Genomic DNA, 12,525 nt, shown 5'->3' with positions numbered 1-12,525 from the left:
GGCTCAAACTACAAGCCATCCTTGAAGGCTATGAATTGGCTAAGTCTCTTGAATCAGACTTGTGATCAAGAGACAGCCATTGCGGAGCCTTTTTTATTCCCGTTGTATAACTTTCGAAATGTTTCTTCTTGCAATACACTGAAGAGGCTCAGGAATTTTATTTTCTCTTTCTGGGTCTTGTAATGACATTCATTAGTTGGAGTTATTATGTCTGCCACTGTTATTGCGTTAGCGGGTTATATTGCCTGGACGATAGTTTTGCTCATTGCCCTGATTGTTTTTCGATCGATTGTGGTCGTCAAAGGGGAAAAAGCGGCCAATCAGTTTAACGCCAGTGGCGAAGACGTGTCCCCGTTTGGCTCGCGATTAACCCGTGCCCAGGCAAATTGTGTGGAAAGCTTTCCCATTGTAGGTGGAACACTATTGTTGGCGTTGGCAACCGGTCAACAAGAGCTGACTAACGGGTTGGCGTTGGTAGTATTTGCCGCTCGCCTGGCTCAGTCCTGTGTACACCTTCTCTCAACCTCTATTATTGCGGTACAATTAAGACTGGTACTCTTCCTGGTGCAAATCGTTATTTGCCTCTACTGGGTTTTCTCAATTATTTTTTAAGCTTTCTAATTTATCTATGATCTTTAGGTTTTTTGAAAGCCTGACTCAGCCGTTTCCGGAAACTGAGTCAGGTAAGCCGCCTGCAACCCTGCTGGCGTTTTGTATGCATTATTGCAAAGGTATGTGGCCAGCGCTGCTAATGATGTCTTTACTCAGCGGTACAATTGCAGTGCTGGAGGTGTATTTATTTGGTTACCTGGGAACCCTGGTTGATGCCGTGGCCGCCGGGAACCCGGAGCAGTTTTTTCAGCAACATAGAAGCACACTGTACTGGATGGCGGGACTGCTGGTTATCGGTCTGCCAACGGCTGTGGTCCTGCAGGCATTGTTTTCACACCAGTCGTTACTGGGTAATTTTCCGATGCGCATTCGCTGGTCTGCTCACCAGTATCTGATTCATCAGAGTTTGTCGTTTTTCTACAATGATTTTGCCGGCAGAATTGCCACCAAAGTCATGCAAACTGCGTTGTCAGTTCGCGAAACCGTGCTGAAGATGATGGATCTCATGGTTTATGTGTCTGTGTACTTTTTCAGCATTGTGATTCTGGTGATGACCATGGACCTCAGCCTTGCAGTGCCTTTTGCTGCCTGGTTTGTATGTACTCATACTTCGGTATTTCGTTCCCAGATTAAAGTCAGTGTCGCAAAAGCAAGCTGATGCCCGTTCTACCATGACTGGCAGGATTGTGGACAGTTATACCAATATTCAGACAGTTAAACTGTTTTCTCACAGTACCCAGGAAACCGAATATGCCCGCTCCAGTATGCAGGCGTTTCTGAAAACAGTATATCCACAGATGCGTCTGGTAACCGTACTGGATGGTTGCGTTTGGTTAAGCAACGCATTGCTGGTGTTTGCCGTTGTTGCACTGGGACTTTTTTACTGGCAAGTGGGTACGGTCACCGCAGGTGATATCGCAATTTCAGTGGCACTGGCAATGCGCCTAAACAGCATGTCACAGTGGATAATGTGGGAAATTTCCGGACTATTTGAAAACATTGGTATGGTACAGGACGGCATCGATACCCTGTCGCTGCCAACGGAAGTGAAGGATGTGGCTAACGCTCCATTTTTGCAGGTTAAACAAGGCGCGATTCAGTTCGACAACATTACCTTTGATTACAAGAGTGTTGCTGACAACATTGCGGTGTTCGACGGCCTGAAGCTATCTATCCAGGCCGGTGAGAAAGTGGGTATTGTGGGTAAATCGGGCGCGGGAAAGTCTACCCTGGTGAACCTGCTGTTGCGCTTTTATGACGTCGGGAAAGGTACCATCAGCATTGACGGTCAGGATATTAGCCGGGTCAGTCAGGAAAGTTTACGCGCCAATATCAGCATGGTGACACAGGATACTTCCCTGTTGCACCGCTCAATCAGAGAAAACATTTTGTATGGCAAACCGGATGCCAGTGAACAGGAAGTGATTACTGCTGCCAGACAGGCGGAAGCTCACGAATTTATTTTATCGCTCACTGATCAACAGGGCCAGCGTGGCTACGATGCCATGGTAGGAGAGCGGGGGGTCAAGCTCTCAGGCGGACAACGGCAGCGCATTGCCATTGCCAGAGTACTGTTAAAAGATGCGCCCATTTTGGTATTAGACGAAGCGACGTCGGCGCTGGACTCAGAAGTTGAGGTCGCCATTCAGGAAAGTCTGAATAAAATCATGGCGAATAAAACGGTCCTGGCCATCGCTCATCGTTTGTCCACCATTGCAGCAATGGACAGACTTATCGTACTGGACAAAGGCAAGGTCGTAGAGATGGGAACGCATCAGGAGTTACTGGCCAAAGGGGGGCAGTATGCGCGTCTTTGGCAGCATCAAACCGGCGGGTTTTTGGGACTGGAGTAACAGCCGCTGCCCGCCGTAATTTGCTATGTCAGCCGGGCTTTAAGGCGAGGTGTAATGAGCCGTTTCCAGGATAAGAAAAAACCGGTAAACACCAGAATACAGGCGGCCAGTGAGGCCAGCCCGGCGATAGTTTGCCCCGGCAACCCGAAATATTCCCCGGTGTGCAGATACCGCGCTACATCCCATGCCCGATCTCCTTTTGACCAGTCCGCCTGGGTCTTGGCTTTAACAACATCACCGGTATCCGCATCCAGGTACAAGGAATAGGCGTGTTCCGGGTGCAGACCAATTGTAGCATCGATAAAAAAGCGTACCTCACCGGCCGTTTCACCTACTTCCATCCACATGGAGTACCAGGGACGCTGACTGTGCAGATTGCTGTGTTGTTGCGCAATCCGAAACAGTGTTTCGTAGCTTTGTTTGCCATCTTCAAGATGTTCCAGTTCCGGGTGTTGCTCGCGTGCGGGAATCACTTCACCGTAGGCGCTGTAAAGCAGCTTATTTGCCCACGGAAAATGAAAAATAGTGGCGGTGCAAACAATAAAAAATAGTGGTATTAACGTCCAGACGCCAAACACCTTGTGCCAGTTTAAATAGCGAGACCGACGGGAGTTATGTTGGCGGCGAAACAACAAACTTTGTTTGACCACTTTCCAGCGCATATTTTTCGGCAACCAGAGATACAGACCGGTGATAATGAGGAACAAAAACACCAGATTACTGTAGGCCGTGATGTTTTTGGTAATGGGCCTTAAGCTACCGTCAGCTAACAGCCAACGATGCAGGTTTTCGTTCCAGCGAAAAAATCCACTCAGGGTAGTGGGGCCGGTTAGTAAAATTTCGCCGGTATAAGGGTGAAGCAGATAACTGTCTCGTCCTGCCCAGACCGGAATGGCTGCGCCCGGACGATTAACTTGTCTGAGGTAAAAGTGGTGTTCGTCAGGGTGTTTTTGCCGGACCACAGACAACGCCTGATCGGTTGTCAGGCGGCTTGCACCATGACTTTCAACAACAGTAAAACGGGATTCCTGCCATTCCAGGATCTGTCGCTCATAAGTCAGCACAACGCCAGTGGCTGACATGATAAAAATAATCACGCCAGCACTGACGCCAAGCACCAGATGCGACCAGAAAATAATTTTGCGAAACATCAGGTGCCAGACTTCCTACAGATTAAAAGGTATAAGCTACAGTCAGTCGAATATCACGACCAGCTTCATAGGGGCCGACCACTAACTCATAACCAGGTACAGCACTAAAGTCACCAACACTGGATTGATCGCGATACAGTTTATCGAACGCATTAGTGACTGCCAGATTAAAACTCAGGTCGGCGGTGGCTTGCCATTCGCCGTACAGGTCGACTGTGGTGTAGCTGGGCTTAGTTAAGGCATACAAGCTGTCTACCCAACCCAGATCGTGATCCTGATGCAATGTATCGAACGTGATGGAGTTCACCCGTGTTACATTAAAGCCAATCTGCACATCGGCGTGCGGCGTATAATCTAAGCCTAATACCCAGGTGTCGCCACGAGAGTTACCTAAACCGTTAAACTCATAACCATTAATGGCAATATTACTGTATTCCGTCGTATACAGATCTGCGCGAGGGTCCAGTTCAGAATCGTTGCTGGAAAAACCAACGAAGAAGTCAAATTCACCCCAACGATAAGCCACGTCAAATTCGAAACCCTGAGTCTCAATGGTACCGATGTTTTCAAACAGTGCATCACCGTACAGGCGATTAAAAATCACATCGTCCAGTTGCGAATCATACACCGCAATTCTGGCATTCAGGTTGTTGTCGCTGTACTGCAAAGAGGCCTCGATGTTGGCTACAGTTTCCGGTACCAGATTGCTGCCGGTAACGGGTTCTTCAGAGCCATCATACAAATAACCATCAATGGTAAAACCATCACCAATTTCCTTGCCGCGAGCTGCTTCTGCGTAACCCAGACCAAATGTCCATTTGTCGGTCAAAGCGTATGACAAACCGGCATTAATACTCAGCTCGTTATCATCTTGTTGGGCTGGCGCTTCGGTAATGGGAGTGCCGTAATAATCGTCCAGCAGGATTTTTTGATCATATTCATACTGATCATAGCGGGCACCATAACTCAGACGCAATGCATCGGTGACGTCGGTATAACCCTGGAAGTACCAGCCTGTAACACTGCCTTCCTCGGCGTGATTTTCTTCCGCCTGGGGAATAGCATAGCCACTTTCTACTGAGTCATCACGATAGTCGACACCATAGATAAAAATGTGATTTCCGACTTCACTGGTGTTGCGAATATCCAGTCCGAAGGTGTCTATGGTGGCGAGCCAGTCAAAACGACCACCGCGAAATGCAGATTCTGTTTGATACGCGGTGACTTCCAGGTTGACTAATTCGCTGTGGGCGTAACTATAGTTGGCCACCACAGTTTCTCTTTCAGCCTGGCTCGGATATAAAGGCGCACCTTCAGGAACTTCCCAGTTGGGGCGGGCACTGAATTGTCCCTCTTCGTCACGCTTTTCATAGCTGACGCTCAGATATTGGCGATCGGTGATGTTACCGCTCAGCTTAACAAAGGCCATGTCCTGCTCTGCAGCTGTACCCAACACTTCGTTGCCGTCACCGTCTTCAAAATTGTTGCGTTCTACGTCGCTGTAGTAGCCTAAAAGTCCCCATGAGTCACTGAGCTTTCCGTATAAACTACCACTGACCCGACGGCCATCATTGGTGAATTCGCTCCACTTGAATTTACCACCAAATTGCTGATCTGCGCCCAGCAGGTCGTTGGCGTCTTTTGTTTTGAAACGGATAGAGCCGCCAATAGCGCCCGGGCCGCTGGTGGCTTCACCGGCACCTGCCTGTACATCCACTTGTTGTAACAGATCAGGGTCGATATTTACCCGGCCGATATGGTGGAATAATGTAGAGGTTTGTTGAGCACCATCTACAGTGACATTTAGCAGAGAGTCTTCCAGACCGCGAATATAGATTTTTTGAGCGACACCGACTGAGCCACCAACGGAAACCGAGGGGGTCGCCCGAAATACGTCAGCCAGGTCATTAGCCTGATAGGTTTCGACTTCTTCTGCGGTAATAATCGAGTTAGTCGCAACACCTACGACGGTAATTTTTTCAAAATCTGTACTTTTTGTTTCTTCTTCGGCTGTAGCCGCGAAAGATGAAACACCCGCGAGGCAGATACTGCCTGCTAAAACTAGTTTGTTCACTTGGCACCTTTGTTTCAATAAATAATAATGATTATCATTAATAGTCAAGGTGAGGGACAGCACTTTTACATTTTTTACAATTTTACGTTAAGGTCGGGAGTTGGTCTTTTTTGGCATAACTCGTTCTTTTTGATACGGATGGTGTGACATAGATGAAAACAATAACTGTTCGTATTATTATGGCTGACTGCAAAAACGGAGCCGGGACGAAAGAGCATTTTGCGCTTCGTTTTTTAAAAGAATGAAAACACACAAGCACTGGCGCTGAGTAACAATCAGATGATGGCCAGCATTATTCAGGTAAAGCAATGAAAACGACTCTACTCACTACACTTTCTGTTTCCATGTTAACAATGACCGGTTTGTCTGCGGATGAACAATACAATCACTTTCCCTCACTGGAGGCTCCCGATACTACCGTCGCGCTGTGTAATCTGAACAAGTTCAATGCCAGACTTGCCGGTATTGTCGAACAGTCTGAGATCGGTGTTGAGGATATGCTCAAAATACATGAATTAACCTACACCCTGGAAAACGCAGTACAGCGTTTGCAGCAAGACTTGGAGGGCATCGCAGCTGAACTGGAAAAGACTCACAAAGGTTCAGAAGCAATGCAACAGGACACAGTGAAATCATCTGCGAATGCATATCTTAAAGCGCTGAGCCCAATACTTGCGCCGAAACACTGTGGCTAATTTATAGGCCTGCGATTATGCCAACGCACGGGAAATGCTGAGCCTCGTGTGTTGGCCTCCTGACACTAATCTATTGCCGTGGTACCACAACAGCCATTATCAAACCGCCGGTAGCAATATTGCGGGCAGTTACCGTTGCATCAATGGTTTGCAATTGTCGCCGGGCTAAGGCCAGTCCCAATCCAAAGCTGTTACCGTCTGCCGGACGAGACGTGTCCACCCGAAAAAAGGGTCTGAAGATCATTTCCAGAAATTGTTCTGCGACACCAGGTCCTTCGTCTGCAATGGTAATTTCATAATGCGCAGTGAGTTGCCGCATAGCAATGGTTACGGTTCCTCCGGCAGGTGTGTAGCGCAGAGCATTGCGCAGGATATTTTCTATTGCCTGACCCAACATGCGATGATTGCTGTTACTGATCAGGGCGGCTTCCGGCATCGACACCTCGATGTTTCTATCCGGGTATTCGAACTTACCGTCCTCGGTCAGCACATGAATGAGGTCCACCAGGTCCAGAGATTCGCTGCGCATCGCTGGGCGCTCGTTTTCCAGCCAGGACAAAGACAGGGTGTCGTCCACCAGTTTCCGGATGTGTCGGGATTCTCGCTGAATACGCGCTACCCGCTCGTTGCTTCTTACGTTGTTGTTTTGTGTTACCGTCAGGTTTTCCAGTGCGATATCCAGCCTGGAAAGGGGCGTACGTAGTTCGTGGGACAGATCAGTAATCAGTTGCCGTTGCCGAAGAATAAGCTCGCCGATGTGATCCGCCATTTTATCAAAGGTTTCCGACAGTTGGGCCAACTCGTCATCGCGGTTGCCCAATTGTTGGCGAACCCGTACCTGAAACTGCCCTGTGGTAAAGGCCCGGGTTGCGGATTCCAGACGCTTAAGTGGGATCATGATGTGACGATAAAGTACCAGCGACAACAGGATTAAAATCGCCAGTGGCAGCACCACCTGCAGTGCGATACGGGTAATATTCCACAACGATCCGGGCCGCATTCGCACCGGAAGTTGCACCAGCAGACTGGTTTTCCCGTCCGAAAACGGCAGTTCCATGATAGGGTTATAGTCAAAATATAAGTGAATTTTCCAGTCAACACTTCTGCCCATATTAAATCCACTGTAATCATCGTAGCGAGCCGTGCTGCCGGCAATATGACTGATGTCAGCCCGTGCTACCGCTGCCCAGGTGTTTTCCCGATGTTGTAGTTCATCCAGCCAGGCCTGCAGTTGATTTATATCATTTCCGATATACAGGGCTTCCGCTTGTTCACTCCACTGTTGTAATTGCTCTCGGTCTGGTTGCGCAATCAGGCTCATGTCATATTCAATCTGTGCAATGGCCATATCGATGATGTAAAAAAGGCAGACAACGCCAGCCCCAATGATCAGAAACAGTTTCCAAAAGAGTGTGCGCGTCATTGCAAACAATAACCCTTGCCATGTACCGTTTGTAAACAGCTGCCATCCCAGCCAGCCGCGGTGAGTTTGCGCCGGAGCTTGCTGATGTGCATGTCCAGGCTGCGGTCATATTGACTGTATTGACGGTGAAACACGGTTTGATAAAGATATGCTTTAGACAATACTTCTCCGCGGTTTTGTATCAGCATGTAGAGCAACCCCATTTCCGTTGGGGTGACAGTGACTGATTGCTGATTAATTTCAACTTGCTGCTGGGCTTTATTCAGGGTTAAATTCTGGTGGCTAAGCACCTGATCTTCAACAGCCTTTGGTCTCATAGTGCGTCTTAAAATGGCATCCACCCTGAGCAACAATTCTTCTTTGTTAAACGGCTTTGCCATGTAGTCATCGGCTCCGGCACTTAATCCCTGAATGCGTTCCTGCTCTGCGTGCCTGGCGGAAACAATCATTACAGGCGTCGCGTCGGTTTTACGCAGCAAATTGAGCATAGATAAACCATCTCTGACAGGCAGCATTAAATCCAGTAACACCAGGTGGTAACTTTCACATAATGCCTTGCTCAGCGCTTCTTCACCGTCATGACATTGGTCCACCTGGTACGCTGAATCAGAAAGCAATTGCTTCAACTCATCATTCAGGTATTTATCATCCTCTACCACCAGAATCCTGGGCGTGGTTCTGTTGAGGTCGTCGCATGTAGATAACGGAGTCATGGTGTGTTCTCAAATAAATTATCAAAATCGTTGCGTTTAGCCGGGAACGACTAACGCTTTATCTCGCTGCATCCGGTCAATCAGGAATTCACGGAAGTTGCCAGGGAAAACACTGTTTAACGGACAAAAGCACGCTGTCTGCTAAAAAAGTGATAATGATTGTTATTTATGTTTGTGTTGGAGGTTGAATTTAACACACAGGCATTTTTGTGGCAATTGGCGGCTGTCTTTAGTGATTTATCGTGCTATTGATGTTCCTGAATCCGGATCCGGGTGAGTAAAACGAGTAGCAGAATACAGAGTGCGATCAGCATAATCTGTAATTGCCAGGTGTGTTTTACCAGGTAAACAGACACCGAGAAAGTAAGCAGGATCATGGCAATCGCTCTGCCACGCGTTTTGCTGGATATGGTTTTACTTTCTTGCCACTGGCGCAATGAGCCCCCCACCCAGCGGTTATTCAATAGCATTCTGTGAAAGCGGGGAGAGCTGCGATCAAACAACCACAGTGCCAGGATCAGAAATGGCGTGGTGGGTAAAATCGGAAGGAATGCGCCGACTACTCCCAGGGTGATACACAACCACCCAAGGAGAATATAGGTCAGTTTTTTCAGCTTCTGCACCGGCATGTGAAAAGGTCCTGGTGGCCATCATCCGCTAAGTTTATCACTGATTGAATTGAGAAAATGTACAGAGTCCTGGCATTATTTCTCGATAAACGCTTGCTCAATCACATAGCTTCCTTGCCGGCGGGAAGTTGCTCTGCTAAATCCCCAGCCGTCCAGCAATGTCATCAGTTCCTGCAACATGGCGTCGTTCCCGCAAAGCATAAACCTGTCGGTATCCGGATTTAACGGTGGCATGTGGATATCCTTCATTAACTTACCGCTGCTAAGTAAATCCGTAATACGACCTTCATGAGGGGTTTCACCACCGGGAATATTCAGGCTGTTAAATTGATAATTCTCCCTGGTTACCGTCGGGTAGTAGACCAGTTTTTCCCGAATGATATCGCCAAAATATTCATTGTTTGGCAATTCTCTGGTGATTTTATCCTGATAGGCCAGTTCTGAAATCCAACGGGTACCGTGTACCAGGATAACCTTGTCAAACTGCTCATAGATGTCGGGATCCTGAATCACACTCATAAAGGGGGCCAATCCGGTTCCGGTAGACAGTAAATACAGGTGTTTGCCCGGCAACAGATGGCCTGCGACCAGGGTGCCGGTTGGCCGAATCGTCATCATGATTTCTTCACCTGGTTGAATGTTTTGCAAGCGGGAGGTGAGAGCGCCATCAGGAACTTTTATGGAGAAAAATTCCAGTTCTTCCGCATAATTGGCACTGGCAATACTGTAAGCGCGCAGTAGTGGTCTCCCTTCAACTTCCAGTCCAATCATCACAAATTGGCCATTTTCAAAGGTCAGGGCGTCGTCCCGGGTTGTGTTGAAACTAAATAATGTATCGTTCCAGTGGTGAACTTTTGTGACTTCAGCCTTGATCATATTCCGCATTCAACCTGTCCTCTTTTAATAAGTGTTCCTGATACGTCCTTTTCACCTTATTGGGGCAAATTCGGGTTTTAAGAACTTTTCATGCTTAAACTTAACAAATAGATAACAATTTAAAATAATAATGATAATGGTTATCATTTGCAATGTGTCACCAAATGATCCAGGATAATACCTAACAAAGCAAGTGATTCTTTTTAAGTAAGGCAAAAAATACCATGTTGCTGGAAGACTATTCAGAAAAAAACACACACAACCAAAGCCATCCAAAGTTGCGCTTTTTGTGCCCCCATCATCGGGACTGGGTATATTTTAACTCCCAGGAGGCGCTGGCGTCGCTGGAACAAATGCAATTGAAAGGCGAGTTTTTACTTGAGCATCATAAGTATCAGGAAGCGTTGCCACTGATTGGTTGCGCCTGGGAAACCGTGGAAATATTGCTAGAGTTATATACAGGGGAGCGCAGTACGTTAGTTACCCGCTTTGGTTGCCTCACGGTATTGCTCGACAATTGTTTTCGCCGCCTGAAACAAAAGGTATGTGCGGAGCATGTCTGCAAACAGGCGGTAGAAACCCTGAAAACGTCAGTGGAACAGTTAGATCCGACATCGGACGCCTATGAATATGTGAATCAGTGTATTGCACAACTGCAAAAACCGGAACTCTTCCGATTTTATCTGATGCCTATACCGGCTTCACAACGCAGCGTTGCAATGCATTAGGTTGATGTGCAATGGCTGAAATATGTTTCAACCTGGCGTTCTCGGCCATGGAAAAAGAGATTCGACACGGCTTGCAGCCTGACAACCCTGCCTTGCTGGACGCTTACATTGCGATGGCTGATAAATTAGTTGAAGAGTCAAATTGCCAGCAGCAGAAAATCAACATCCTGCACCGGGTGGCGGACAATTTACTGGAGGTCATTTGTGATACCTATCTGGCAGAACACTGGCGTCATTGTTGTCTGGACGTGATTTACAAGCCAATGCTCGCCCTTGAACAGCTGGCCAATTGCGAAGGACGTCGTCGTCAGGTGCTCAGGTTGCAACGAGAGGTAAACTGCCTCGGACAGTATTTTTTTAGTTAAATGATGAACAGTGTAAAGGAACTAATTCAATGAGCGGTAAACGCATTGAAAAAGACAGTATGGGCCAACTTGAGGTACCTGCTGATGCCCTGTACGGCGCGCAAACCCAAAGAGCGATCAATAATTTTCCGGTCAGTGGTTGCCGGATGCCTGAACCGTTTATCAAAGCGCTTTTGTTGGTAAAGCAGGTGGCGGCGGAGGCCAATGGTAGTCTGGGTGGTTTGACCGAAAAGCAGGCTGAAGCTATTCAGAAAGCCTGCCAAAGCTTGCTCGCACAAGCGGATTTAATGAGTCATTTTCCCGTTGATGTGTTTCAAACCGGCTCCGGTACAAGCAGCAACATGAATGCCAATGAAGTAATAGCCCGGGTGGCAAGTGCTGACTCGGAGTTGGCCATTCACCCCAATGACCATGTTAATTATGGGCAAAGCAGCAACGATGTCATTCCCACTACCATTCACGTCAGTGCGGCCCTGGAAATCAACAATCAATTACTACCCGCTTTATTGCACTTACGTCGTACCTTAAAAAGTAAAGCTGAAGAGGTGGGGCATCATTGTAAAACTGGCCGAACGCACTTAATGGATGCTATGCCGGTGACGATGGGGCAGGTGCTAACTGGCTGGGCAAATCAGGTTGAACAACAACTGCGCAACCTGGAAGCGGTATTGCCGTCGCTCCACAAGTTAGCGCAGGGGGGCACAGCAGTAGGCACGGGAATTAACGCCCACCCGGAATTTGCCAAAACGTTTTGCCAATTGCTGAAAACCAAAACGGATGTGGCGTTTAAAACCGTGGATAACTTTTTCCCGCTGATTTCGTCACAAGATACCGTAGTGACCATTTCCGGTGTTCTTAAGTCCATTGCCGTCACCCTGATGAAATTCGCCAATGATTTACGCTGGATGAATTCTGGCCCCCTGGCCGGTTTAGGGGAAATCGCCTTACCGGCGTTGCAACCGGGTTCTTCCATTATGCCGGGCAAGGTCAATCCGGTGGTGCCCGAATCGGTGGCCATGGCCTGTGCTCAGGTTATTGGTAATGACACCGCGATCACTGTGGGAGGGCAATCGGGTAATTTTGAACTGAACGTGATGTTGCCGATGATCGCCTGCAACCTGCTGCAAAACATACAACTGCTCAGTAATAGTGCGGTATTGCTGGCAGACAAGGCTATTGAGGGCTTTACCATAAATGAGGATAACTTAAATCATGCACTAGATCGGAATCCCATTTTGGTAACAGCCCTCAACTCTATTATTGGTTACAACAAAGCCGCTGAGATTGCCAAGAAAGCCTATGCTCAGGGGCGACCCGTAGTCGATGTCGCCGCTGAAGAAACAGACTTTTCGGTAACTGAATTACAAGAAATGTTATCACCTAAGAAACTGACCAAAGGAGGCTAA

General features: G+C 47.9%; 11 protein-coding genes and 1 pseudogene. 6 read left to right on the top strand and 6 right to left on the bottom strand.

Going from position 1 to position 12,525, the window contains the following annotated elements; all coding sequences use genetic code 11:
* Positions 1 to 207: 207 nt before the first annotated feature.
* Together AC0J20_RS20340 and AC0J20_RS20335 are read left to right on the top strand one after the other, a co-directional pair.
* The gene (locus AC0J20_RS20340; RefSeq protein WP_229531466.1) at positions 208 to 612 is read left to right on the top strand and encodes an MAPEG family protein; all 405 of its coding nucleotides are present in this window, start codon (positions 208 to 210) and stop codon (positions 610 to 612) included.
* Positions 613 to 631: 19 nt separating this feature from the next.
* A pseudogene (locus AC0J20_RS20335) lies at positions 632 to 2,465 on the top strand (ABC transporter ATP-binding protein).
* A gap of 23 nt (positions 2,466 to 2,488) precedes the next feature.
* Here AC0J20_RS20335 and AC0J20_RS20330 read toward each other — a convergent pair.
* Positions 2,489 to 3,616, bottom strand: a complete 1,128-nt coding sequence (locus AC0J20_RS20330) for a PepSY-associated TM helix domain-containing protein (protein WP_473023130.1) — start codon at positions 3,614 to 3,616, stop codon at positions 2,489 to 2,491.
* A 22-nt stretch (positions 3,617 to 3,638) separates the two neighbouring features.
* Complete coding sequence (locus AC0J20_RS20325; RefSeq protein WP_473023129.1) at positions 3,639 to 5,690, bottom strand: TonB-dependent receptor plug domain-containing protein; 2,052 nt, start codon at positions 5,688 to 5,690, stop codon at positions 3,639 to 3,641.
* 308 nt (positions 5,691 to 5,998) lie between these two features.
* On the opposite strand from AC0J20_RS20325, the gene AC0J20_RS20320 reads away from it, so the two are divergent.
* Complete coding sequence (locus AC0J20_RS20320) at positions 5,999 to 6,385, top strand: DUF6746 family protein (protein ID WP_229531463.1); 387 nt, start codon at positions 5,999 to 6,001, stop codon at positions 6,383 to 6,385.
* A 70-nt stretch (positions 6,386 to 6,455) separates the two neighbouring features.
* Here the strand turns inward: AC0J20_RS20320 and AC0J20_RS20315 are convergent, their stop codons facing one another.
* From AC0J20_RS20315 to AC0J20_RS20300, 4 genes are all read right to left on the bottom strand, one after another.
* Positions 6,456 to 7,808, bottom strand: coding sequence for a HAMP domain-containing sensor histidine kinase (locus AC0J20_RS20315; RefSeq protein ID WP_473023128.1), 1,353 nt, complete (start codon positions 7,806 to 7,808; stop codon positions 6,456 to 6,458).
* Positions 7,805 to 8,521, bottom strand: coding sequence for a response regulator transcription factor (locus AC0J20_RS20310; RefSeq protein ID WP_473023127.1), 717 nt, complete (start codon positions 8,519 to 8,521; stop codon positions 7,805 to 7,807). The genes AC0J20_RS20315 and AC0J20_RS20310 overlap by 4 nt, the downstream gene beginning before the upstream one ends.
* A gap of 245 nt (positions 8,522 to 8,766) precedes the next feature.
* Positions 8,767 to 9,150 (bottom strand): YbaN family protein, encoded by a 384-nt coding sequence (locus AC0J20_RS20305; protein ID WP_473023126.1) that lies wholly within the window; start codon positions 9,148 to 9,150, stop codon positions 8,767 to 8,769.
* Positions 9,151 to 9,225: 75 nt separating this feature from the next.
* On the bottom strand, positions 9,226 to 10,035 hold the full coding sequence (locus tag AC0J20_RS20300) for a ferredoxin--NADP reductase (protein ID WP_473023125.1): 810 nt from the start codon (positions 10,033 to 10,035) through the stop codon (positions 9,226 to 9,228).
* A gap of 215 nt (positions 10,036 to 10,250) precedes the next feature.
* Here AC0J20_RS20300 and AC0J20_RS20295 point away from each other — a divergent pair, with 215 nt between their 5' ends.
* Genes AC0J20_RS20295 through AC0J20_RS20285 form a run of 3 tightly spaced genes read left to right on the top strand, consistent with a single transcriptional unit; the run spans position 10,251 to position 12,525 of the window.
* On the top strand, positions 10,251 to 10,754 hold the full coding sequence (locus AC0J20_RS20295) for a hypothetical protein (RefSeq protein ID WP_473023123.1): 504 nt from the start codon (positions 10,251 to 10,253) through the stop codon (positions 10,752 to 10,754).
* 11 nt (positions 10,755 to 10,765) lie between these two features.
* Positions 10,766 to 11,119: a hypothetical protein gene (locus AC0J20_RS20290; RefSeq protein ID WP_229531457.1), complete on the top strand. Its 354-nt coding sequence runs from the start codon at positions 10,766 to 10,768 to the stop codon at positions 11,117 to 11,119.
* 29 nt (positions 11,120 to 11,148) lie between these two features.
* Positions 11,149 to 12,525, top strand: a complete 1,377-nt coding sequence (locus tag AC0J20_RS20285; RefSeq protein WP_473023121.1) for a class II fumarate hydratase — start codon at positions 11,149 to 11,151, stop codon at positions 12,523 to 12,525.

This window comes from Planctobacterium sp. R6 (assembly GCF_055755215.1).
The sequence above is the reverse complement of the archived record's forward strand: the minus strand, read 5'-3'. Positions and strand labels throughout refer to the sequence as shown.

Bases quoted from the DNA above. Each gene is read 5' to 3' on its own strand.
- AC0J20_RS20340 (WP_229531466.1), top strand. From the start codon at position 208: ATGTCTGCCACTGTTATTGCGTTAGCGGGTTATATTGCCTGGACGATA.
- AC0J20_RS20330 (WP_473023130.1), bottom strand. From the start codon at position 3,616: ATGTTTCGCAAAATTATTTTCTGGTCGCATCTGGTGCTTGGCGTCAGT.
- AC0J20_RS20320 (WP_229531463.1), top strand. From the start codon at position 5,999: ATGAAAACGACTCTACTCACTACACTTTCTGTTTCCATGTTAACAATG.
- AC0J20_RS20315 (WP_473023128.1), bottom strand. From the start codon at position 7,808: ATGACGCGCACACTCTTTTGGAAACTGTTTCTGATCATTGGGGCTGGC.
- AC0J20_RS20310 (WP_473023127.1), bottom strand. From the start codon at position 8,521: ATGACTCCGTTATCTACATGCGACGACCTCAACAGAACCACGCCCAGG.
- AC0J20_RS20305 (WP_473023126.1), bottom strand. From the start codon at position 9,150: ATGCCGGTGCAGAAGCTGAAAAAACTGACCTATATTCTCCTTGGGTGG.
- AC0J20_RS20300 (WP_473023125.1), bottom strand. From the start codon at position 10,035: ATGCGGAATATGATCAAGGCTGAAGTCACAAAAGTTCACCACTGGAAC.
- AC0J20_RS20295 (WP_473023123.1), top strand. From the start codon at position 10,251: ATGTTGCTGGAAGACTATTCAGAAAAAAACACACACAACCAAAGCCAT.
- AC0J20_RS20290 (WP_229531457.1), top strand. From the start codon at position 10,766: ATGGCTGAAATATGTTTCAACCTGGCGTTCTCGGCCATGGAAAAAGAG.
- AC0J20_RS20285 (WP_473023121.1), top strand. From the start codon at position 11,149: ATGAGCGGTAAACGCATTGAAAAAGACAGTATGGGCCAACTTGAGGTA.